Here is a 23482-nt window from a genome sequence, read left to right on the forward strand (position 1 = left end):
CTATTTGCCACTCTAGACAACTTTAGGAGAGCTGAGTATGATGGGAATTATTATTTTATGGGAGGTGCTGGAAAATCGGGATTCGTCTACAATTACCGCCGTGGTAGATTGTTTGTACGGGGATGAATAGCTAAGGAGGAAAAGAGAATGTCACAGCGTACAACTTTTTTAAATCCAATTGTAGCAAGCTCGGGAGACCCGTGGGTATTCAAACATACCGATGGCTATTATTACTTTATGGCAACGAAAGGTAAATGTCTGGAGCTGACGAGATCTAGAACATTGACCGGTCTTGCAGAGGGTGACAAGAAAGTGATCTGGTCTCCCGAACCTGGGGGCACCTACAGTTACAATCTGTGGGCGCCGGAAATTCATCATTTGGATAACAAATGGTACATTTACTACACTGCGAATGACGGAGGAGGCGACGAGTCTCGGCGGATTTGCGTGCTGGAAAATGAAACGGCTAATCCGCTGGAAGGACTGTGGGTATGGAGAGGTGCACTGCAGACACCTGTCTCAGGGTTGGATGGAACAGTAATGACTTTGCGGGAACAGCTGTACTTTCTGTATGGGGGATATGGTCATTTCCCTGATTATGGGTCAGCCATATACATTATGCGAATGAGTAATCCATGGACCTTGGAAGGTGAGCAACATCTGCTCACAGCTCCAACTCTGTCATGGGAGAAGCAAGGTGGCATGGCGATTAACGAAGGTCCGGTTATTTTGCAGCGAAACAATCGTATTTTCATGGTTTATTCGGCCAGTACGACGTGGTCTGAGGATTACGCACTAGGTATGCTCACCATGAGCGAAGCAGCAGATCCTTTGCAACCGCTCTCATGGGAGAAATCAATGTCACCTGTATTCTGCAAAAGTGTAGAGAACGGGATTTTTGCTACGGGACACAATAGCTTCACCCGATCTCCTGACGGCGAGGAAGATTGGATAGTCTATCATGCGCTTCCTTCCGCTGGAGCGGATGTGTCTTTACGCGCAACCCGTATCCAGAAATTTGGCTGGAATGTGGATGGAACACCGGATTTTGGGGTACCTTGTAGTGATACGCTTGCTCAGACTGCGCCATCGGGAGAGTAACATTAAAACATAAAATCAAGATAGAAAAGGTCATTCATTACAGGAAAACTGTAATGAATGGCCTTTTCATTTAATGTGGATATTTTTAATCATTGTCCATAATGATTGACAGAAAACGCCTGATTGGTAAGGGTTATTTCATAAATCTATAGTTTTGCTGGTATGTTTTTTAATAGATTTGTAGTGTGATATAGTCATATATTTATTTGAGGAAAGTCCATAAGGTTACAAAAATATTGTATGAAAGCGTTGACATTTTGATTTTGGATGCTTATAATTCGATCTGAGATACAGAAAAACTGTATTAATCAAGGGGAGCTATCTACGTGGCAAAAAGGGCGTGGTTCCAAGCTTTGGATTTGCTTAAAGCGTTGTGGCAAATATTTTATAGTGGGAGGTTAAGTATGAAGAACAATGCAAAGCGTTATTTTAGTCTTTTATTTGTGTTAATACTGATCATTTCGACTGTAACAGCATGTAGTGGCAACAGTGCAAACAATGGGGCGGATAAAGGTGTCTCCAACAACAAAGAGAAAGAGAGCACAGCCAAAGACCCGGTTGATTTTACAGATATCAGCGCGGACATACGCGGCAATACAGCCCCAACGCAAGAGCAAATCGACGAAGTTAATCATTCCTTGAATGATACATACCTCGGCGACGTCTTCGATGAAGTCATTCCAAATGATTACTCAGCTTACCCTGTTAAAGGTGATGTGGTTCTGGATGTATGGATGCCTGCGAATTCTAATATTCCGGATATGAACAATCATGCCGTCCAGAAGCAGGTCGAGCAATTGACGGGCATCAAAGTAAACTTCATCACGCCGCCAATCGGCCAGGAAGCGGATGCCTTTACGTTGATGATCTCCTCCGGTGATCTGCCAGACATTATCATTGAGCCGGGACGCTACCCAGGGGGACTTGAAGCAGGTGTAAATGACGGTGCTTATATCGATCTGACTGATCTGATGGAAAAAAATGCTCCGAACTATACGAAGTGGCGCAATTCGGATGAATCAAGAAGAAAAACCACGGTCACGGATGACGGCAAGCTGCTCGGTTTTTATGGGATTGCCCCATACTCGGAGTGGACTTGGTTTGGGACGCTGATTAAGCAGGAGGCGCTGGATAAAACTGGGCTTGAGGTTCCAAATACGATTGACGAATGGCATACCTTCCTGACAAAAGCAAAGGAAGTTGGATACAAAGCTCCACTCAATTACGGATCTACTTATGGGCAGATCTTCACCGGCATCATAAATGGTGCTTATGGAGTTTGGGATTGGACCTTCCTTGATAAGAACGGCAAAGTAGCCTGGGGGCCGGCGCAGCCGAAAGCTAAGGAATATTTGACCACTATGCAGCAATGGAACAAAGAAGGATTGTTGAACCCGGACTGGGCGACGGCAGATTTTAACCAAAGAATGGCCAGCGCTATTTCGGGGGACACCGCTGTGATGATGGATTCTCCGGATACGATGTGGAGTTATTGGAAAGAGCAAAGCGGAATCGACTTTGTGGGGGCGCTGAACCCGGTTCTGAATAAAGGGGATAAATCTGCTACCACATACAAGAATTTTAAAAGAGCAGGGACCGAAGCTGCGATCACTACCCAAAGTGAGAATGTGGAAGCGGCAATGGCCTGGCTTGATTTTAATTACAGTAAAAAGGGCTGGGAATTGATTAACTTTGGCGAGTATGGAACGGTACATCTAATTGATGAGGCGGGAATGCCTTATTATCCGGAGAACAGCTATATCTATAAGGATCCTGAAGGTCAGCCGGTATCGACTACGTTATTCAAATACCGTATGCATAATTGGCCGAATATCCGTGACGAGCATCATGCCAATCCGCTGATTGCTACCAAAGGAAGCTACTCCGGAGATATCCGGAAATACTGGACTGAGAATATGGATACCAGCATGGCCATGCCGCCGATTTCCTTTACCAAAGAGGAGGCCTCACGGGAAGCTGAACTTGGTAACCAATTGTCAACTCTACGTGGAGAGTATTTTGCAAAGATTGTAATGGGAGAATTGTCGGTTGATGCCTATGATAAGTTCTTGAAAGAAGCTCAGAATATGGGACTGGATGAATTCTTAAATATCCATCAGGCAGCCTTAGATCGATATAACAAACGATAGGTGGTTGTTTTATGGAGATATTAAGAAAAAATAGAGAAATAAAGCCGATTCCTGAGTTCGCTAAACCTAAAAATACCAAGCTAGTGATTAAGAAAGATTTGAAAAAAAACTGGTTTGTATATCTGTTGGCCGTTCCTGTAGTGGCGTGGTTCCTGATTTTCTGCTACGGGCCGATGTGGGGGGTTATGATCGCTTTTAAGGATTTTAAACCCCTGCTGGGGTTTGGCCAGAGCGAGTGGGTAGGGTTCAAGCACTTTATTGATTTCTTCCAAGGTCCGTATTTTTGGAGAGTTGTTAAGAATACCTTGCTGCTTAATGTTTGGGGAATCGTCTTCGGATTTACAGCGCCGATTATTTTAGCTTTAATGCTGAATGAAATTCGTGGGGCTAAGTTTAAGAAAACCGTTCAAACCATTACCTATATGCCTCACTTTATTTCACTCGTGGTTGTCTGCGGGATCATCCATATTTTTGCTGCGGATGAAGGGATTATTACGCAAATCCTGCAATTTATTACCGGAAAAGAATATTCTTCACTGCTCGGATATTCTTCTTTCTTCCGGCCGCTTTATACATTCTCTGGCATTTGGCAGAGCATTGGTTGGGACAGTATCATTTACCTCGCTGCGATGAGCTCAATTGATACTTCTTTATATGAAGCAGCTGAAATCGATGGCGTAGGAAGAATAAAGAAAATGTGGCATATTACATTGCCGCAGATTAGCCCGGTGATCATCATCTTGTTCATTTTTGCAATTGGAGGGTTAATGTCATCCGGCTACGAGAAAATTATTCTGCTATACAATCCTCTGATTTACGATACTGCTGATGTCATTGCATCTTATGTTTACCGTCGCGGCTTAAGAGAAGCCAGTCTCAGTTATTCTACGGCGGTGGGGTTAATCAGTTCGATTGTTAACTTCGGGCTACTGTGGATGACCAATAGTATAGCCAAACGCAGATCCGAGGCCAGCTTATGGTAAGAAAGAGGGACAGCCATGAAAGATAATCTGCAGCCTAAATCGAAAAAAATCAGAAAGCATAGATCCACAGGGGACAGAATATTCGACTATTCACTGTATGCCTTATTAACCGCATTAACGCTGGTGTGCTTTTATCCTATCCTGCATATATTGTTTGCTTCCGTCAGTGATCCTAGCTCATTAGTTGCCCATAAAGGAATCTTGCTAAGACCGCTGGGGTTTACTTTGGATGGCTATAAGCTGGTGTTTAAAGATAACAGTCTGATCAACGGCTATAAAAACACGATTATATATGTAGGGTTAGGCACATTAGTCAACATGATCATGACCATTCTGGGAGCTTATGTATTGTCCAGACGAGGTTTGTATTTCAAAAACTTCATCATGATCCTGATTACAATCACCATGTTCTTTGGTGGCGGGTTGATTCCCTGGTTCCTATTAATGAAGGATATTGGTTTGTACAATAATTTGTGGGCTATGATTTTGCCAAGTGCTTTAAGTACATGGAACATTATTATTTTACGAACAAGCTTTCAAGCCATTCCGCAGGAATTGGAAGAAGCGGCTACCATTGACGGGGCAAGTCAGGCCCATATTTTAACGAAAGTGATTCTGCCGCTGTCCAAAGCTACGCTGGCTGTAATCTTTTTATACTATTTAGTTGGGAATTGGAACTCATGGTTTAATGCGATGGTGTTGTTGAAGGACAGACAGCTGTTCCCGCTGCAGCTATTAATGAAGGAAATATTAGTAGCTAATGATGCAACCGCAACCTCGATCGGCAGTGCAGGCGGTGTAGTCATCGATAGTGCCCAGAGCCAGACGGCTTTCCGCGAGCTGGTTAAGTATTGTGCGATCGTCGTTTCTACGCTTCCTATATTAATGGTATATCCTTTCTTGCAAAAATATTTTGTTAAAGGTGTTTACGTAGGTTCGATCAAAGGATAGCGGGCAAAACCCCCAAGTTCATCTTATATAGAATTATTAAAAGGAGTGAAGTACACCATGTTGACAGAAGCGAGCAGCACATCCGTTCCACGTCCAGAATATCCAAGACCCCAATTTGCCCGTAAGGATTGGCTTAGCCTAAATGGAGAATGGGATTTTACGTTTGATGATGAAGATGTCGGTGAGGAAGAACAATGGTATCGGGCGGACATTAAGGGTCTATTTTCACGGGCTATTCAAGTGCCCTTTGCATTTCAGAGCAAGCTGAGCGGAATTGAAGATCCTTCCTTTCATGATGTTGTGTGGTATAGAAGAGCTTTCGAAGTTCCTGAGGGTTGGAACGGGAAAAGGATTGTCCTCCATTTCGGTGCCGTTGATTATTTGGCAAAAGTCTGGGTGAATGGTCAGCTGGTGGCCATGCATGAAGGCGGACATACGCCATTTCAGGCTGATATCACTCCTTCGCTAATTAAAGGAAGTAATACTATTATACTGCGCGCAGAGGATTTCAGCCGGGATGTCACTTTGCCGCGGGGCAAGCAATATTGGCTGGAACAGTCTGCTGCCATCTTCTATACCCGCACAACCGGAATCTGGCAGAGTGTCTGGCTTGAACCGCTGTCTGCAGTGCATCTGAGCAAAGCTATGATGACACCTGATATTGACCGCAATGAAATACGGCTTCGGACATTTCTGCAAGGATTTAAGTCTGCTGAGCAGCTCAAGCTGCGCATAACGGTATCGTATGACGGTGAAGTGATTGCAGAAGATCAATATTTGGTCCTGAATGCTGAACAGCTGCGGACTATCGGCTTGGGTGATTTTGCGGATCATGGTCTTGGACGTTTATGGAGCCCTGAGCATCCGAATTTGTATGATATTCAATTCCAATTGCTTCGAAATGAGGAAGTAATTGATGAAGCAGTGAGTTATTTCGGCATGCGCAAGGTGTCGATTGAGAATGGCAAGCTATGCTTGAATAACCGTCCATATTTCCAGAGACTGGTGCTGGATCAGGGGTACTTCCCTGACGGGATATTAACTGCACCTACAGACGAAGAGCTGAAACGTGATGCCCAGCTGACAAAGGAAATGGGTTTTAACGGGGTGAGAAAACATCAGAAGACAGAGGACCCCCGGTTCCTGTATTGGTGTGATAAGCTCGGCCTGTTGGTATGGAGTGAGGCGGCTAATGCTTATGAATATTCCGAGGCGTATGTGCGCCGCTACACGAAGGAATGGCAGGAGATCATTGAGCGCGACTATAACCATCCTTGTATCGTGACCTGGGTTCCGCTTAATGAGAGCTGGGGTGTTCCCAATGTCCAGATTGATACACGCCAGCAGCAGCACGGATTGGCAATGTATCATTTAACGAAATCCTTGGATGGGATGAGACCTGTTGTGTATAACGATGGGTGGGAGCATATGACTACAGATCTGGTAACTATTCATGACTATGAGAGCCATCAGGAAGTACTGGAGGAGAGATATGCCACGGCAGAATCTTCTGTAAATGCGATGCCGGCCAACCGCAAAATATTCGTCGGTGGAGCTTCGTATCAAGGCCAGCCGATTCTCGTATCCGAGTTTGGTGGAATTGCCTTCAAGAAAAGCGAGTGGGAGGGCTGGGGTTATTCTGGGGCAGAGAACGAAGAGGATTTCCTGATGAAGCTCAAGGCAGTGGTTGACCCGATGTTCACTTCCCCGGTGATCCAAGGTTATTGCTATACTCAGCTGACGGATGTCGAGCAGGAAATCAACGGACTGCTCACCTATGATAGACAGTCCAAAGCTCCGCTTGAAGCGATCCGCAATATCATGATGCATATCCAATAAATAACGATTACTAAAAGGAGTTACACCATGACACAACAAGTAACGCTTCCACGTCCTGAATATCCCCGACCTGACTTTGTTCGACCAGAGTGGATCAATCTGAACGGCCAGTGGCAATTTGAAATTGATCATGGCAAAAGTGGGAAGGAACGCGGATACCCTGTTAACGAACATAATCTCTCAGGGACAATTACTGTGCCCTTCTGTCCGGAAAGCAAGCTGTCCGGTGTAGAATACAAAGATTTTATGGCTGCCGTATGGTATAAAAGGGAGTTTAATATGCCGGAAAACTGGATAAATGGCAGAGTTATCCTTCATTTTGGCGCCGTTGATTATATGGCAGAGGTCTGGGTGAATGGAGTATCCGTAGGTACGCATCGCGGAGGATATACTCCGTTTAGCTTTGATATTACTTCTAATCTTTTACCGGGCAGTAATGTGATTACTGTATATGCTGAAGACGACGTTCGATCGGGACGACAGCCGCGGGGCAAGCAGAGTGAACAGTTCCATTCGCATGGCTGTGATTATACACGCACTACAGGAATCTGGCAGACGGTATGGCTTGAGCAAGTGCCTGAAACCTATCTGTCTACTATGAAAGTTATCGCTGATCCCGACAATAGCTGCGTACATCTGGAAATGAAGGTACAAGGGAACGCAGCGGGAGATATACTTAGCGCTACTGCTCTTTATGGCGGCAAATCCGTTGGGGACAGCAGTGTGATTGTTTCCGGGCTCTCTATAAAACTTACGATTCCACTGACAGAGATTCACTTATGGGAAGTTGGAAACGCCAGATTGTATGACCTGAAGCTGTCTTTGCATAGTCAGGGACGGGAGAGTGATGTCGTCCATTCTTATTTTGGACTCCGCACTGTACGACTGGATGGGATGAAATTCCGGATCAATGGAAAATCCGTATTTCAGCGGTTAGTGTTGGATCAAGGTTTCTATCCGGAGGGAATCTATACCGCTCCTACTGATGAAGATCTGCGCAGAGACATCGAAATCTCGATGGGGCTTGGTTTTAATGGTGCGAGACTTCACGAGAAGATTTTTGAGCCGCGTTATCTTTATTGGGCTGACCAATTAGGTTATCTTGTCTGGGGAGAACATGCCAATTGGGGGTTGGATATTACTGGAGCGGATAGTCTATCGCACTTCCTGCCGGAATGGCTTGAAGGTATGCAGCGTGATTTCAATCATCCTGCGCTGATCGGCTGGTGTCCTTTTAATGAGACCTGGGACCGGGACGGTGTGAAACAGCATAACGCTGTGCTCCAGATTGTTTATGACGTATCAAAATGTATGGATCCAACTCGTCCGGTAATTGATACGAGCGGTAACTTCCATGTGGCTACAGATATCTTTGATCTTCATGACTATGACCAGAATCCGCAGACGTTCCGGGAAAGATATGAACCGATGAAGCATGGCGGTGAAGTATTTAATACCTTCCCGGCTCGCCAAACGTATGAAGGTCAACCTTACTTCATCAGCGAATATGGCGGAATTTGGTGGAACCCACAGCAGAAAGATGAGAAATCATGGGGGTATGGGGACAGACCGACCTCAGAGCAAATGTTTATCGAACGCTACGAGGGGCTGACGAATGTACTATTGGATCATCCGCTGATGTTTGGATTCTGCTATACCCAGCTGTACGATGTGGAGCAGGAAGTCAATGGACTGTACACTTATGACAGACAGCCGAAGTTCGATCCGGAGCGTATCCGCCGCATCAATGCGCGCAAGGCTGCAATTGAAGATTAGAGGCGCTACGTAACTATTCATTCGAAAGGAATGTGATAGATTATGAAAGTGAATTTCCGGCAAAAATGTCTGGTCGCCTTAAGTGTCCTTCTTATTCTTCCAATGGGGAAGGTGACCCTTGCAGTCTCTGATCATAATGACTTTTACAACGTGGTTATGCAGGACGGGGCGGACCCATGGGTATATAAACATACAGATGGCTTCTATTATTTCACCAAAACAACTGGCGGTAATGTTACCCTCTGGAAGTCAGCCCAGTTGACCACTATTGATGCAGCGCCTACAAAAAAGTTGTCAACACGGGCGGAAGCGGTATCTGGGCGCCTGAGCTGCATTATATAAACGGAGCTTGGTATATTTACTATGCGATGGACGATGGAGATAACGTCAACCACCGCATGCATGTAATGGAGAACACAGCGGCAGATCCGATGCAGGGAACTTGGCAGTATAAAGGCCAGATTACAGATTCAAGCAATATGTGGGCTATAGACGGTACTGTACTGCAAGTGAACGGCGAGCTGTATTTTATCTGGTCCGGCTGGGAGGAGAATGTCAATGTGCGGCAGAATCTCTATATCGCGCATATGAGTAATCCCTGGACTATTGATTCCGAACGCGTAGAGATTTCAAGACCAACGTATAGCTGGGAAACGAATCATTCCCCATATGTGAATGAAGGACCGCAGGTGATTATAAATGGAGAAGTCATTAGTTTGGTCTATTCGGCAAGTGGAAGCTGGACCAATGATTATTGTCTGGGGCTGATCACCGCAGACATCTCCAGTAATCTGTTAAATCCGGCATCATGGCATAAACGCAATCAGCCTATCTTTTTCTCAGGCAATGGACTTTACGGACCTGGACACCATTCGTTTACTAAGTCTCCTGACGGCCAAGAGGATTGGATTATGTACCATGTCGCCAAATACAATAACGCAGGCTGGAACCGCGAGGTGCGGATGCAGCAATTCAGCTGGAATGCTGATCATACCCCTAATCTGGGTATTCCCGTTGACCCTAATCTTCCGATAGCTTTACCTTCAGGTGAAACCATGCATACCCGCTACGAAGCAGAAAAAGGGGCGTTTGGCGGTATTGCCTATGCTTCTTCTAGTCCCAAGGGCTCGGGTGGACTGAAGGCTGGCCATATTGATACGCCGGACAGTTACGTGGAATTTTCAGTTGATGCGGCAGCCGCAGGCGAATATATTCTTTTGGCTCGAACGGCGAATGGAACGGCTGGCGGGAATTGGTCGGATTTTCAGCTGAGTGTCAATGCAGGACCATCCAGCCCATTTTATATCACCAATAAAGGGTGGGAGAATTGGGGGCTGTCCACAGCACGGATTCAACTGAAGGCAGGCATGAACAAGCTTCGTTTTACCAAAGGCGATGGTTACGGAGAAATTGATTTCATTGATATTAAGCCATTGTGAATCGAACAAACCAAAGAGACCTATGAAATGGCTTCCGGTTTTCCGGAGGTCATTTTAGGTGAAAGGACCTGTTGGTGTAATTGTTTTTCATCTCATTAAGAAGTAAGATTAGGATAATTATTAGGATACAAGGAGAGCTGATTTGTGCTGGAACTTAGCTTAAACGACCCGGAAAAATTAGTCAAAGTAACGCATGCATTATCAACTCGTTCTAGGGTTGATATTCTTCGGCTCTTAAACTCCAAAAACTTAAACATTATTGAAATCGCTGAGAAGCTGAAGCTTCCAGTGTCGACAGTAGCCAGCAACATCAAAGTATTAGAAGCAGCAGAGTTAATTCATACAGAATTGCTTCCGGCTTCACGCGGGGCGATGAAAGTCTGCAGCCGGAATTATGATGATCTTCATATTGCCTTGAATCTGAAAGAACCAATGTCAAAGGGATTAACACATGTCTATGAAGTAGAGATGCCAATCGGTCATTATAGCGACTGTGAGGTATCTCCTACTTGCGGGATGGCTAATAGCGAGGGTCTTATTATCAAAGAAGATGAACCGTCGAGCTTCTATCACCCAAAACATGTCAACGCTCAGCTGATCTGGCTCCGCAAAGGATTCCTGGAATATTTGCTGCCTATGGATATCCCCTCCGGAGCACAAATTGAATCGCTTGAATTATCAATGGAGATCTGTTCCGAAGCTCCGAATTATGACCAGAATTGGCCTTCGAACATTTCCGTATGGGTGAATGGTTCCGAGATCGGCATGTGGACCAGTCCTGGTGATTTCGGTGACCGGCGGGGCAAGCTGAATCCTAATTGGTGGTGGGATGGATCCACACAATACGGGTTTCTCAAGACCTGGCGTGTTGACAATGAAAAGACGACGCTTGATATGGAGAAGGTGTCGAATGTTTCCTTAAATGATCTTCTGATAAACCGGAGCCCCAAATTGCGGCTGCGCATCGGAATCAATCCTGATGCAGTTCATCAGGGCGGACTGAACCTGTTCGGGCGCCAGTTTGGTGATTATGAACAACATATTATGATGAAAGTAAAATATACAATGGATCAGGATGAAGTAGAGCTTTAGCTTAGGAGATGAACAAATCAAGGGGGGCCTCGGAAACGAATCTTCGTATCCAAGGAACCGTCTTGATTTGTTCGTTCTGGATGTAAAGTCAGAGTGTGCGCCTTAGGGCGGCACGCTGAAGGGTGATCATCCAGTCAACGGACGGCTCAACCAGCGGGTGAAAGAGACGTTTAACTGACGGCTGAGCCAGCAATATGGTGAATAATACGGCGGTGAGCAGCAGAACCACTGCCCCAGCAGCATTGCCAATATAGGTGTAAATATCGGAAACAGCGGCCAGACGAACGATAAAACCATGAAGCAGGAAGACATACAATGTGCGGCGCCCGCAGTCGGTCATGCGGCTCGCTCCGTAAGGTACAAGGCCGAGGAAAGCGAGCGAAGCGACAATTTGTAGTCCGTACAGTCCCAGGCGGTATACGCCTGCATACCATACATTGGCATCAAGCTGCATATAGGTCATGTTGCCATATAACCAGCCTAAGGGAAATCCCGCCCCCCATCCTGCCATGACGGCAAAGAGTAGAATAGAGGCAGCAGCTGCAATGATTTTGATATATTTCTGATAGAGCTTGACGAAGGTTTCGAACGAAAAATGATAGCCGATAACGAAAAAAGGAAAATATACAAAGGTACGGCTGATGCTGAACCATACACCGTCCAGCTGGAGATATCCGACAGCCACTCCCGCTGTTACAGCGAAGAGGAGCTTAGCGGTTACGGACCATTTGCTCATTCCGAGCATCAGGAGGCGCCAGCAGGCATGACTGGCCAGAAACCACAGGAGCAGATAGGGTGCGAAAATGGAATGCTGGATGTTACTTACGTGAAAGAGAGAAACGTCGAGTGCAGAATATAAGCTTTGAAAAATGAGGTATTGCAATCCAATTTGCAGCAGGATTTTGCGGCCGGTAGTTCCGGCAAGGCTTTTTCTGGCGAAATAACCGGTCACCAGTACGAACAGCGGCATGTGAAAGCTGAAAATCCACATATATAATCCGTGTATTCCGCCCATTTTGTTAATCAGAGGTTCAATTGCATTACCGGCAAAAACAGTGATCATAAGCATAAAACGCAGGTTGAGAAAAAAGATTCCTCCGCGCGCTTCCAGCGAGTTTCCCCCTACCATTTAGCCTCCAAGTTGTGCTGTATGCAAATTGATTAATTTAATTTTAAAATACAAGATTTTCTTCAATTGAATTGTGAATTAACTCACTATTGAAAGCGTTGTCATAAGTATCAAATGTGGCGATGTGTTGAAGGTTGTTAGAATAGTGGGTTTCTACTATAATTTTCTTATATGCAGTAACATCCGGGAGTGGAGCATGTTGAAGAAAAGAATAACTAAGCGTCGTATTGGTTTAATTGTAATAATCATTCTTGTTGTAGCCGGATTGCTGTTGTGGAGATATTTAACGCCGTATGCACCGGCTCAAGAAGCCGAAACTGCACTGATTTCAAGTGGTGGAGTTACCGTCGAACAGAATGATAATTGGATCTCGTTCGAACCTTCCATCACTAAAGGCGCCTCGATTATATTTTATCCTGGGGCTTTGGTTAAACCGGAAGCTTATTCCCCTCTTGCGAAGAGCGTCGCTGCTGAAGGGCATCCCTTCTACATCGCCAAAATGCCGTTTAATTTAGCCGTAACTAAGGGTGATGCCGCAGAAGAGATCATTCGTGTGCATCCGAAGCAGTCATTTGTGCTGGGTGGACATTCACTTGGGGGTGTTATGGCCTCACGTTACGCAATTCAGCATGCGGACCAGCTGGAAGGTGTGTTTTTCTTAGCCTCTTATCCAGATGACAAAGGAAGTCTGCGAGAGACTACTTTGTCAGTGTTGTCGGTTGTGGGTACTGAGGATCAAGTGATTGACAGAGACAGTTACAACAAAGGCCGTTCCTATCTGCCAGATAACACAGTTTATAGTTCAATTATAGGTGGGAATCACGCGCAATTTGGCAGCTACGGGCCTCAGAAGGGGGACGGTGAAGCCACAATATCTGAGGAAGAGCAGCAGAGTCGCACAGTAAGTGCCCTGTTGGATTGGCTGGGAAATCTGAGGTAGCTATGGCTCATTCAACAGAGGGAGGAAACAATTCATGCCAGTATTACACATTAAAGATGAATGCGTTCCCTGCACCGGAATATTGTTCGATAAAGACGGGACGTTATTGGATCTATTAGCCACTTGGGGGAATTGGGCCGAGCTTGTACTGTGTGGAATGGAAAATCAGCTTGCGATTATGGAAACCGATTTTATCGTGGATCGGAGTAAAGTGCTGGGTACCCAGCATGATGCTGCAGGAAAGCTGATTGGTTATGATCCGGCAGGGCCGCTCACCATGGCTACAGAAGAAGAAAGTTATGGTGTGCTTGCATGGCAGCTGTATGCTGCGGGTGTTCCTTGGAATGAAGCGTTGACCCGTGTAAAGAGTATAGCTAAGGACGCTATGTATGAATTACGCAAACGCCGCACGGCACAACCCCTGGAAGGGCTTCTTCCTTTTCTGGAACAGTGCGCGGCTGCATCACTCAAGCTAGGGGTGGTTACCTCAGATGGCGCAAAGACCACTCAGGAGCATCTGGATTGGCTTGGTATTGCTCATTACTTCCATTCGGTAGTTACAAGAGACAGAGTATTAAACGGAAAACCCGCACCTGAAATGGCTGAATTAGCCTGCCGGGAGCTTGGGCTGTCTCCTGAAGTGACGATTATAATTGGTGACAGTAATGCAGATATGCAATTGGGTAAAGGTGCAGGCTTACGCCTCGCCGTTGGAATCTCCAACATGGGTGATGGGAATCACTTGATTGACGCAGATGTGATTATTTCTAGCTTTAATGAGCTAAGGATCACCTACTGATCAGCATACTAATGGAAAGGATGTGCTACAACAAATGGATCAATTGCAGACACTTGCTTCTTGGATTAAAGACTGTGACAACATCGTTTTTTTCGGAGGGGCAGGTACATCAACCGAGAGTGGGATTCCGGATTTCCGCTCGGCAGCAGGATTATACCAGACTCAGCACAATTCACCTTATCCGCCTGAAGTGATGCTGAGCCGTACTTTTTTTATGTCCTCACCGGACATTTTTTTTGATTTTTACCGTAGTAAAATGCTTCATCCTGATGCTCGTCCAAATGGCGCGCATCAGCTGCTTGCAGAATTGGAACGGCAGGGCAAGCTTAAGGCAGTGATTACGCAAAATATTGATGGCTTACACCAGCTGGCGGGTAGCCAAAAGGTACTTGAGCTGCATGGTTCCATTCATCGTAACTATTGCATGGACTGCTCACGTTATTACGGGCTGGATCAGCTTCTGGGTACCACTGAGATCGTCCCTCACTGCCCCGACTGTGGTGGCATTATCAAACCAGATGTTGTGCTTTATGAAGAAGAACTGGACCATTCGTTGCTGATTAGTTCTGTCGAAGCGATAGCCGCTGCAGATATGCTAATCATTGGTGGAACTTCTCTTACAGTTCAGCCTGCGGCTAGTCTGGTCACTTATTTTCGGGGCAAACGCACGGTGCTGCTGAATGGGGACCCCACCCCTTTTGATGATCAAGCTGATCTTTTGATTACAGACCGGATTGGGAAAGTACTTGGAAGTGTAAAGGATATGCTTGGTTAGAGGTTCTCATGGCTTGTCTTTTGTCAGATTATTATTGCGCTCAGAAGTTTAAAGATAAGGAAGAACGAAGTAGCGCGCAATGAGAGGCAGGGATAAGCAATGGTATATGTAGCAAGTGATGAACGGTATGTAGAGATGTGTTATAACCGTTGCGGGAACTCAGGTCTTAAGCTTCCGGCAATCTCATTAGGACTATGGCAGAATTTTGGTGGAATTGATCCTTACGAGAATGGCCGAGAAATGATCACCCGTGCCTTTGATCTTGGAATTACTCATTTTGATCTGGCCAACAACTATGGACCACCAGCAGGTTCAGCAGAAGAACTGTTTGGAAAAGTGCTTGCTAGTGATATGGCTCCATATCGAGATGAAATGGTAATTTCAACGAAAGCAGGGTATAACATGTGGCCCGGCCCTTATGGAGAATGGGGTTCGCGTAAATATATGCTGGCCAGTCTGGATCAGAGTCTGAAGCGGCTGGGCCTAGATTATGTTGATATCTATTATTCGCACCGGCCGGACCCGGAAACACCTCTTGAAGAAACCATGCAGGCGCTTGACCATGCTGTCCGTTCCGGCAAAGCTCTGTATATAGGATTATCTAACTATACCGCGGAGCAGACGCTCGAATCGATTAGAATTCTGAATAGTTTAGGAACACCGCTCTTAATTCATCAGCCTAGTTATTCTATGCTCGATCGCTGGATTGAGGGTAGTTTACAGGATGTGCTGGAACAGAGCGGAGTTGGCAGTATCGCTTTTACACCTTTGGCTCAAGGATTGTTAACCAATAAGTATTTAAATGGAATCCCAGAAGGATCAAGAGCGGCCAAACCCTCTGCTGCGTTAAATGAAAGCCGGATAACACCGGATGTGAAGCGCAAGATCCACGCGTTAAATCAGCTTGCTGTTTCAAGAGGCCAGAGTTTGGCGCAGCTTGCACTAGCTTGGACACTACGTGATGGGAGGATTACTTCTGCATTGATAGGGGCTAGCAGAATTAGTCAGATTGAAGAGAATATAGCTGCACTTCAGCATTTGGAGTTCTCGCAGGCAGAATTGGATCGCATTGAGACTATTCTTCAAACGGAGAATGGAACTTGATGAAGACGCGGGTGAAGGGATGAGCGACATCAATGGAGTTGCTTCAAGATGAGAACAAGGTGAAAGAGTGGGCCGAAGCCAACTCGGGATCTATGGGCTTAAACAGGTCGAAGATTGAGGCTAAGTATATTTGGAATCCTGGAGGGTTTGTAAACCAATCTTATCGCATAACGGATGGTCAATCCTCTCGTCATTTAAAACTCTCGCAAGTACAAAAAGCAGCAGGACTTAAACAGTGGGTTAAGATCAGTGAACATTTGACTTATAATTACAAAGCACCACGGTTGATTAGGGAGATTACACAAGAAATAACCTCTGGTTATTCTTATGGTTTAGTGTTTGATTTTATCGAAGGTAAACCATTAAGCTCCATTTCCGATCCACTGCCAGTGATTGAAAAGGTTCTGAGGTCACTTCATCAATTACATGGGGATAAAGAGATTAGGCTGGCAGTTGCAAGTGAAGATAAGAACTACAACTATGCCGCCGCATTTACTGACGAATACATCAATCGATTTGAAGAAGATCTGCAAATTATTAGAGCGGAGAAGCATTTGCTAGACTTCGTAACGGCGGACACTTTAGAATGGTTCGATACAGAAGTGGAAGCTTTGAGAATAATGGTTAGTCAGCACCCTTCTTTTCAGAGAAAGGCGTCCGACATCGTACACAATGATGTGAATTGGCAGAATATCTTAGTCAATGATCCTAATGAATTTTGGATCATTGATTGGGATGACCTAACGGTATTTGGAGACGCTGCCATGGATTATTCCGTACTACTTTGGCCGCTCTATAAATCAAAAGATTGGACTTACTGCAGAGATCTGGTTATTGATTTAGCAGGCATTGCAATAATGGAACGGATTGAGTTTTATTTTAGAGCGAAGCTTCTTGATGATGTGATTGATGTTCTCGCTGACTATGTGGATGCGGAGCATGTGCCAGAACTGAAAGAAATGGCTCAGAAAAGGGCGAAAGAGATACATCTACGAGCTTACCCTGAATATCTGAATCAATATGCAAAATAACCGCAGCAAACTGAAAGATCAGCTTAAAAAAGGGATTCACATATTGGACTTGCCTAATATGTGAATCCCTTTTTTTAAGGCCTCCCTTACTCATTTGTCTTTTTTACATGTCTAGTCGTTGTAAGACGGTAAGCGGTGGGTGACTGAGCACAAAACCGTTTGAATTGGCGTGAGAAGTATAAAGCATCGGTGAGCCCTACGGATGCTGCTACCTGTTCCACGGACAGCTCGGGCCGTTCACGCAGCAGCTGTCTGGATTTTTCAATGCGCAGCTTCAGCAGGTAGGTCACCGGAGATAATCCGGTCTCTTGCTTAAATACACGGGATAGATAAGCCCGGTTATAGCCAAGAGTATCACACATTTGTTCAATGGATACTGGATGAGCATATTGGGAGGCCATGTAGTGGATCATTTGCTTCACAGTACGCTTAACCTGTGATTCAGCTCCAGGAAGACGGGAGAAGGAAGAGAGTAAATCTGCAGCTTCACCTACAATGAGATAAAGATACCCTAGAGAAGTCAGGTGGGCACTTTCTTTGTTTGCTTTGAAGGCTTGCATGATACTGGAAAGGGCACCTGGGATGACGCTATCACCTGTTGTAGTCACCACAGGTTTTTGAGGTGTAAAGCCTGTCTGCAGCACAAGGCTATCAGCCTCACTCCCTGTAAAAGCTGCCCAGCGATAGCACCAGGGCTGATCTTTATCCGATATATAACTGACCAGCTGTCCTGGATGAATAAGGAAGAAGTCACCTTTTTCCAGTGCATATTGATGATGTTCAGTACGGAAAACCCCTGAGCCAGACTCAATAAAGTGAAGTAAATAATAATCGTAAATCTTAGGGCCAGCTTGATGCATAGGAATCGTCTGACTCTGACCAGCAAACAGTACATGGAGATTTTGTTTATCGTAATACACGGGATTAGATCCTACGGAATAAGTATGCTCCATTTGAGACAGCCTTTCTTGTGTTATTGTAATTTTATGGCTTATAGTTTAAGGTGTGTTAATTATTTGTGTAATTATTATATTATGGGAAGTCACATTTATCCATACATTACACACATGATTGCATTATCAGAGGATGACTGATTCTATTATAATGAATACATAAAGAACGCTTTACTAATTCCCACTGGCTGAAGCAGCGAAAGGATGGAGTGGCATTAATGAGCACACAGGAACTTAACAAGAAATTCATCGAAAAGTACGGGGTAAGCGAGCAAGAAGCTCAAGTATTTTATGCACCAGGCCGTGTTAATCTCATTGGAGAGCACTTGGATTATAACGGTGGATACGTGCTGCCGGCAGCTTTGGAATTCGGAACAACGTTGATTGTGCGTCCACGCAGTGACAGCAAAGTGAATTTTGCATCTACTAATTTTCCTTATGAAGCAACTATTGATTATAGTGAAATTGGCAAGGCCAAAACCGGAGAATGGATCGACTATCCGGTTGGAGTAATGGTTGAATTGGAGAAGAAAAACACTCCGGTATCTAAAGGTTACGATCTGCTGTTCCATGGTGATATTCCGAATGGCGCAGGCTTGTCCTCATCGGCTTCTCTTGAAGTCGTGACTGCTTATGCTTTCCTGACGCTCGAAGGCGGCGACACGGATACCGTTGAGATTGCACTCTTGTCTCAGCGTGCTGAGAACCAGTATGTAGGTGTAAACTCCGGAATTATGGATCAGTTCGCAGTTGCTAATGGCAAACAAGATCATGCAATCCTGTTAATGTGCGATACGCTTGAATATAATCTGGTACCTTTCATCACAGGTGCTTACAAACTGGTTATCGGCAACACGAACAAACGCAGAGGACTTGTAGATTCCAAGTACAATGAGCGTCGTCAGCAGTGTGATGAGGCCCTGTCTATTTTGCAAAAAGAAGTGCCTTCACTAGCTTATCTGGCACAGTTCAATCGTGAACAGTTTGAAGCGCATCAAGATAAAATCACAGATGAAATTGTTAGACGCCGCGCTCGCCATGTTGTGGAAGAGAATCAACGTGTACTAGAATCCGTTGAGGTCTTAAAGAACAATGATCTGAAGCAGTTTGGACAGTTTATGAATGACTCACATACTTCCCTGCGTGATTTGTATGAAGTTAGCTGTGATGAGCTGGATATTATGGTTGAAGAAGCACAGCGTATTCCCGGTACACTCGGTTCCCGTATGACTGGCGCAGGTTTCGGTGGCTGTACTGTATCCTTGGTACATGAAGATGATATAGAACGTTTCATTCGTGAAGTAGGCGAGGCATATACCACAAGATCTGGTTTGGTTGGTGAGTTCTACGTTTGCGGCATCGGTAATGGTGTCCAAGAATTGAAGGGAGTGTAATCAAATGGCAATTTTAGTAACAGGTGGAGCGGGGTATATTGGATCTCATACGGTAGCAGAGCTGTTGGAACGCGGCGAAGAAGTGGTAGTCATCGACAATCTGCTAACAGGGCATCGTGAGGCACTATTGGGTGGCAAGCTGTACGAAGGTGATCTGCGTGATAAGGAGCTGCTTGGAAAGCTGTTCGCCGAGAATGAGATTGATGCGGTTATACATTTTGCGGCAAGCTCATTGGTTGGTGAAAGCATGAAGGACCCTGTGAAATACTATGACAACAACGTATACGGCACACAATGCCTTTTGGAAGCTATGCAAAAAGCTGGCGTGAACAAAATCGTATTCTCGTCTACAGCTGCAACCTATGGTGAACCGGAAAAGGTGCCGATTGAAGAAACAGACCGTACCGAGCCAGCAAACGTATATGGCGAAACTAAGTTGACTATGGAACGCATGATGGCATGGTTTGATAAAGTACTGGGTATCAAATATGTAGCGCTTCGTTACTTTAATGCTGCAGGTGCACATGCTAGTGGCAAAATTGGTGAAGATCATCGTCCGGAAAGTCATTTGGTTCCGCTAGTTTTGCAAACCGCTTTGAAGCAACGAGAGAGCATCGCCGTGTTCGGAGACGACTATCCTACAGAAGACGGTACTTGTGTGCGCGACTACATTCATGTTAGCGATCTGGCTGACGCCCATGTTCGTGCAGTAACTTATCTGCGTAGCGGAAGCAGCAGTAATATTTTTAACTTGGGAAATGGACTTGGTTTCTCGGTGAAACAGGTTATTGAAACTGCAAAGAAAGTCACGGGACTAGAAATCCCTGTAGTTATTCAAGAACGCCGTGCTGGAGATCCTGCTGTACTGGTAGCTTCCTCCGACAAAGCGCGTTCTATCCTTGGATGGAACCCGCAGCATGCGGACTTAGAGAATATCATTCAAAGCGCCTGGAACTGGCATTCTGCCAATCCGCAGGGGTACGGAGAATAAGGGGCTTTAGCATAGCTTAACTAGAGCATGAGACCCTACTTAAGGAGAATTGAAAATGCACAACGAGAATAAGGTTGCGTCTACTGACCAGAAAGCCTTACATGCGATTGAGCAGCTAGTTCTGTTCGCACAACGTGAGCAGCTCATTGCTCCAACTGATGAAGACTATAGCCGTAATGTGCTGCTAGATCAGTTCGGATTTAGTGAGCCGTTCGTTGGCGAGGTCGATCAAAGTCCACTTACAGGTCCGCAGGTTCCACTGGATAGACTGATTGATTATGGTTTTGAAATCGGATTGATTCCAGAGAATAGCGACACTTACCGTGACTTACTGGATGCTAAGATTATGGGACTCTTAATGGCCCGTCCATCAGACGTAAATGCGGAGTTCAACCGTTTAGCTGCTGAAAAAGGTATCTCCGCGGCTACAGATCGCTTTTATAAATTAAGCATAGATTCCAACTATATCCGGATGGACCGGATTTCCAAAAATGTCTACTGGCTGCAGGATTCGCCTTACGGTGATATCGAGATGACAATTAATTTGTCCAAGCCTGAGAAGAGCCCGAAGGAAATTGCTATGGCCCGTTTGCTCCCGCCGCCGGTCTATCCAAAATGTCTGCTGTGCCGCGAGAATGTGGGGTATGCAGGTCGGGTTAATCATCCGCCGCGTCAGAACCTGCGTGTCATTCCACTTCAGCTGAATAATGAGAAATGGCTCTTTCAGTATTCGCCATATGTTTACTACAACGAGCACTGTATTGTATTCCATCATGATCATGTGCCAATGAAGCTTACCAAGGATACCTTGAAGCGGCTGCTTAGCTTCGTGGAATCTTTTCCGCACTATTTTATTGGCTCGAATGCAGATTTGCCGATTGTGGGCGGATCGATTCTAACGCATGACCATTTTCAAGGTGGACGTCATACCTTTCCTATTCAGAAAGCGCCTAAGGAAGATACGTTCACGCATGCATCTTATCCGGGTGTCAGCATTAATATCGTAAAATGGCCTATGTCCGTATTACGTTTGAATGGTGTAGATCCGGCGGTATTGCTGGAGTGTGGTAATGCACTTTATGAAGCTTGGAAAGCGTATAGTGATCCTGAAGCAGAAGTATTGGCGTTCAGCGAAGCTGATGGTGAAGTGCAGCCTCATAATACCGTTACTCCGATCGTTCGTCGGGCAGAAGATGGCAGCTTCGAGATGGATCTTGTGCTGCGTAATAATCGAACTAACGAGCAATATCCGGAAGGGATTTTCCATCCCCATCGGGAGATGCACCATATCAAGAAAGAAAATATCGGCTTGATTGAGGTCATGGGACTCGCAATTCTGCCAGGCCGTCTGAAGGAAGAGCTTGATTCTATTGCGAGCATCCTTGCAGGAGATCAAGCGCTATTAGAAACGGTAAAGAATGATCCTAGTCATCCACTTGCGCAGCATGCTGCTTGGGTTCAGGAGCTTGTAGAACGTTTCGGAACGGCGTTGCAGCATGATGAAGCCGTCAAGATTGTGCAGAACGAAGTCGGCATCAAGTTTACTCATATTCTTGAACACGCGGGCGTCTATAAACGGACTCCGGAAGGGCAAGCTGCTTTCCGTCGTTTCGTGAAGAGCTTCGGCGCGTTGTGAGTTTGGATAGGGGATGTTCTTAAGGCCTTAGGTCTTAAGGATATCCCCCTTTTTTATGACGCTTGAAGCTACTCCATTTGAATGCAGCTATTCAGAGGTTTATAATACGAGTGGGCACAACATTCTGAAATAACTAATGGAGGTTTACACATATGCGTAATTTTGATTTTTATAATCCTACCAAGTTGATCTTTGGACAGGGTACGCTGGAAGCGTTGAAGACTGAGGTTCCTAAGTACGGTAAGAATGTATTGTTGATGTACGGTGGCGGTAGTATCAAGCGTAGCGGACTGTACGATAAAGTAATGGCTGAGTTGAGCGCAATAGATGCTGTGGTCACTGAACTCTCGGGCGTAGAGCCTAATCCACGCCTTTCCACCGTACATAAAGGTGTAGAGCTGTGTCACGAGCATAATATCGACCTCATCCTTGCTGTAGGCGGCGGTAGCGTATTGGACTGCGCTAAAGCAGTTGCTGTTGGGGCGAAATATGAAGGTGACATGTGGGACTTTGTTGAACGTAAGGCAGCTGCTCAAGATGCTCTCCCACTCGGTACAGTGCTGACGATGGCAGCTACAGGATCAGAAATGAACAGCGGCTCTGTAATCACTAACGAGGTGACCAAGGAAAAAATGGGCTGGGGCAGTATTCATGCATTCCCGGCATTTTCGATTCTTGACCCAGAGAATACCTTCACTCTGCCGCGTGATCAGACGGTCTACGGCATGGTGGATATCATGTCTCATGTTCTGGAGCACTATTTCCATAACGACACCAACACACCGGTACAAGACGGCTTCTGTGAGACTTTGCTACGTACGGTGATCGAAACCGCACCGAAGCTTATTGAAGATTTGAATAATTACGAACTGCGTGAGACGATCATGTACTGCGGAACAATGGCGCTTAACGGTATGGTTAGCATGGGTTTTGCAGGAGATTGGGCGACTCACAATATCGAGCACGCAGTATCAGCAGTATACGACATTCCACACGGTGGAGGACTGGCCATTCTGTTCCCGCAATGGATGAAATATAATATCGATACGGATCCTGCCCGTTTCCGCAAGCTTGCTGTAAACGTGTTTGGAATTGATCCTACTGGCAAGAACGATAAGGAAATAGGGCTGGAAGGAATTGCAGCGCTACGTAGCTTCTGGGATTCCATTGGTGCACCGAAGACACTCGCTGATTATGATATTGATGACAGCGAGATCGGCAGTATGGCTGATAAGGCGGTTCGTTTCGGACCGTTTGGTAATTTCCGCAAGCTTGACCGTGAGGATGTAGTAGAAATTTATAAAATGGCTCTGTAAGTAGATTCATCTACGAAAAAGACTATCAGTCTTTATTCTAGAAGACGTACTTGAAAGTCAAGGAAGCGATTCTCCTGTTATGG

The 23482-nt window shown here is 45.5% G+C and carries 18 protein-coding genes and 1 pseudogene; 17 read left to right on the plus strand and 2 right to left on the minus strand.

The annotated features are described in order from the left end of the window. Window positions 1-147 precede the first annotated feature (147 nt). The 8 genes and pseudogenes from CA600_RS13150 to CA600_RS13185 all read left to right on the plus strand — a co-directional run bounded on the left by CA600_RS13150 (window position 148) and on the right by CA600_RS13185 (window position 11331). Complete coding sequence (locus tag CA600_RS13150; protein WP_094870586.1) at window positions 148-1101, plus strand: glycoside hydrolase family 43 protein; 954 nt, start codon at window positions 148-150, stop codon at window positions 1099-1101. Window positions 1102-1505: 404 nt separating this feature from the next. Then, on the plus strand, window positions 1506-3251 hold the full coding sequence (locus CA600_RS13155) for an extracellular solute-binding protein (protein WP_094870587.1): 1746 nt from the start codon (window positions 1506-1508) through the stop codon (window positions 3249-3251). 11 nt (window positions 3252-3262) lie between these two features. After that, window positions 3263-4234, plus strand: coding sequence for an ABC transporter permease (locus CA600_RS13160; RefSeq protein ID WP_094870588.1), 972 nt, complete (start codon window positions 3263-3265; stop codon window positions 4232-4234). A 15-nt stretch (window positions 4235-4249) separates the two neighbouring features. After that, entirely contained in the window at window positions 4250-5185 is a 936-nt protein-coding gene (locus CA600_RS13165; protein WP_094870589.1) for a carbohydrate ABC transporter permease, read from the plus strand. Between the two features lie 57 nt (window positions 5186-5242). After that, on the plus strand, window positions 5243-7024 hold the full coding sequence (locus CA600_RS13170) for a glycoside hydrolase family 2 protein (RefSeq protein ID WP_094870590.1): 1782 nt from the start codon (window positions 5243-5245) through the stop codon (window positions 7022-7024). 27 nt (window positions 7025-7051) lie between these two features. Then, window positions 7052-8800, plus strand: a complete 1749-nt coding sequence (locus CA600_RS13175; RefSeq protein ID WP_094870591.1) for a glycoside hydrolase family 2 protein — start codon at window positions 7052-7054, stop codon at window positions 8798-8800. Window positions 8801-8842: 42 nt separating this feature from the next. Continuing rightward, window positions 8843-10239, plus strand: a pseudogene (locus CA600_RS13180) (family 43 glycosylhydrolase). Between the two features lie 144 nt (window positions 10240-10383). Continuing rightward, a complete protein-coding gene (locus tag CA600_RS13185; protein WP_094870592.1) occupies window positions 10384-11331 on the plus strand; it encodes an ArsR/SmtB family transcription factor in 948 nt (315 codons plus the stop codon). Between the two features lie 88 nt (window positions 11332-11419). Here CA600_RS13185 and CA600_RS13190 read toward each other — a convergent pair whose 3' ends face one another. Continuing rightward, on the minus strand, window positions 11420-12460 hold the full coding sequence (locus tag CA600_RS13190) for an acyltransferase family protein (RefSeq protein WP_094870593.1): 1041 nt from the start codon (window positions 12458-12460) through the stop codon (window positions 11420-11422). A 196-nt stretch (window positions 12461-12656) separates the two neighbouring features. On the opposite strand from CA600_RS13190, the gene CA600_RS13195 reads away from it, so the two are divergent. From CA600_RS13195 to CA600_RS13215, 5 genes are all read left to right on the plus strand, one after another. Beyond that, a complete protein-coding gene (locus CA600_RS13195) occupies window positions 12657-13400 on the plus strand; it encodes an alpha/beta hydrolase (protein WP_094870594.1) in 744 nt (247 codons plus the stop codon). Window positions 13401-13434: 34 nt separating this feature from the next. Next, window positions 13435-14199, plus strand: a complete 765-nt coding sequence (locus CA600_RS13200; protein ID WP_094870595.1) for an HAD family hydrolase — start codon at window positions 13435-13437, stop codon at window positions 14197-14199. A gap of 34 nt (window positions 14200-14233) precedes the next feature. After that, on the plus strand, window positions 14234-14974 hold the full coding sequence (locus tag CA600_RS13205; RefSeq protein ID WP_094870596.1) for an NAD-dependent protein deacylase: 741 nt from the start codon (window positions 14234-14236) through the stop codon (window positions 14972-14974). 99 nt (window positions 14975-15073) lie between these two features. After that, complete coding sequence (mgrA, locus tag CA600_RS13210; RefSeq protein ID WP_094870597.1) at window positions 15074-16078, plus strand: L-glyceraldehyde 3-phosphate reductase; 1005 nt, start codon at window positions 15074-15076, stop codon at window positions 16076-16078. 32 nt (window positions 16079-16110) lie between these two features. After that, complete coding sequence (locus tag CA600_RS13215) at window positions 16111-17109, plus strand: aminoglycoside phosphotransferase family protein (protein ID WP_094870598.1); 999 nt, start codon at window positions 16111-16113, stop codon at window positions 17107-17109. Between the two features lie 86 nt (window positions 17110-17195). On the opposite strand, the gene CA600_RS13220 is transcribed toward CA600_RS13215, so the two are convergent. After that, the gene (locus CA600_RS13220) at window positions 17196-18062 is read right to left on the minus strand and encodes an AraC family transcriptional regulator (RefSeq protein ID WP_094870599.1); all 867 of its coding nucleotides are present in this window, start codon (window positions 18060-18062) and stop codon (window positions 17196-17198) included. Between the two features lie 218 nt (window positions 18063-18280). On the opposite strand from CA600_RS13220, the gene CA600_RS13225 reads away from it, so the two are divergent. The 4 genes from CA600_RS13225 to CA600_RS13240 all read left to right on the plus strand — a co-directional run bounded on the left by CA600_RS13225 (window position 18281) and on the right by CA600_RS13240 (window position 23399). Further along, on the plus strand, window positions 18281-19456 hold the full coding sequence (locus tag CA600_RS13225) for a galactokinase (protein WP_094870600.1): 1176 nt from the start codon (window positions 18281-18283) through the stop codon (window positions 19454-19456). Between the two features lie 4 nt (window positions 19457-19460). Next, entirely contained in the window at window positions 19461-20447 is a 987-nt protein-coding gene (gene galE / locus CA600_RS13230; protein ID WP_094870601.1) for a UDP-glucose 4-epimerase GalE, read from the plus strand. Window positions 20448-20502: 55 nt separating this feature from the next. Further along, window positions 20503-22083: a UDP-glucose--hexose-1-phosphate uridylyltransferase gene (locus CA600_RS13235; protein ID WP_094870602.1), complete on the plus strand. Its 1581-nt coding sequence runs from the start codon at window positions 20503-20505 to the stop codon at window positions 22081-22083. A 152-nt stretch (window positions 22084-22235) separates the two neighbouring features. After that, a complete protein-coding gene (locus tag CA600_RS13240) occupies window positions 22236-23399 on the plus strand; it encodes an iron-containing alcohol dehydrogenase (RefSeq protein ID WP_094870603.1) in 1164 nt (387 codons plus the stop codon). Window positions 23400-23482 lie beyond the last annotated feature (83 nt).

This window comes from Paenibacillus sp. VTT E-133280 (assembly GCF_002264385.1).
Classification (GTDB): domain Bacteria; phylum Bacillota; class Bacilli; order Paenibacillales; family Paenibacillaceae; genus Paenibacillus_AQ; species Paenibacillus_AQ nitricinens.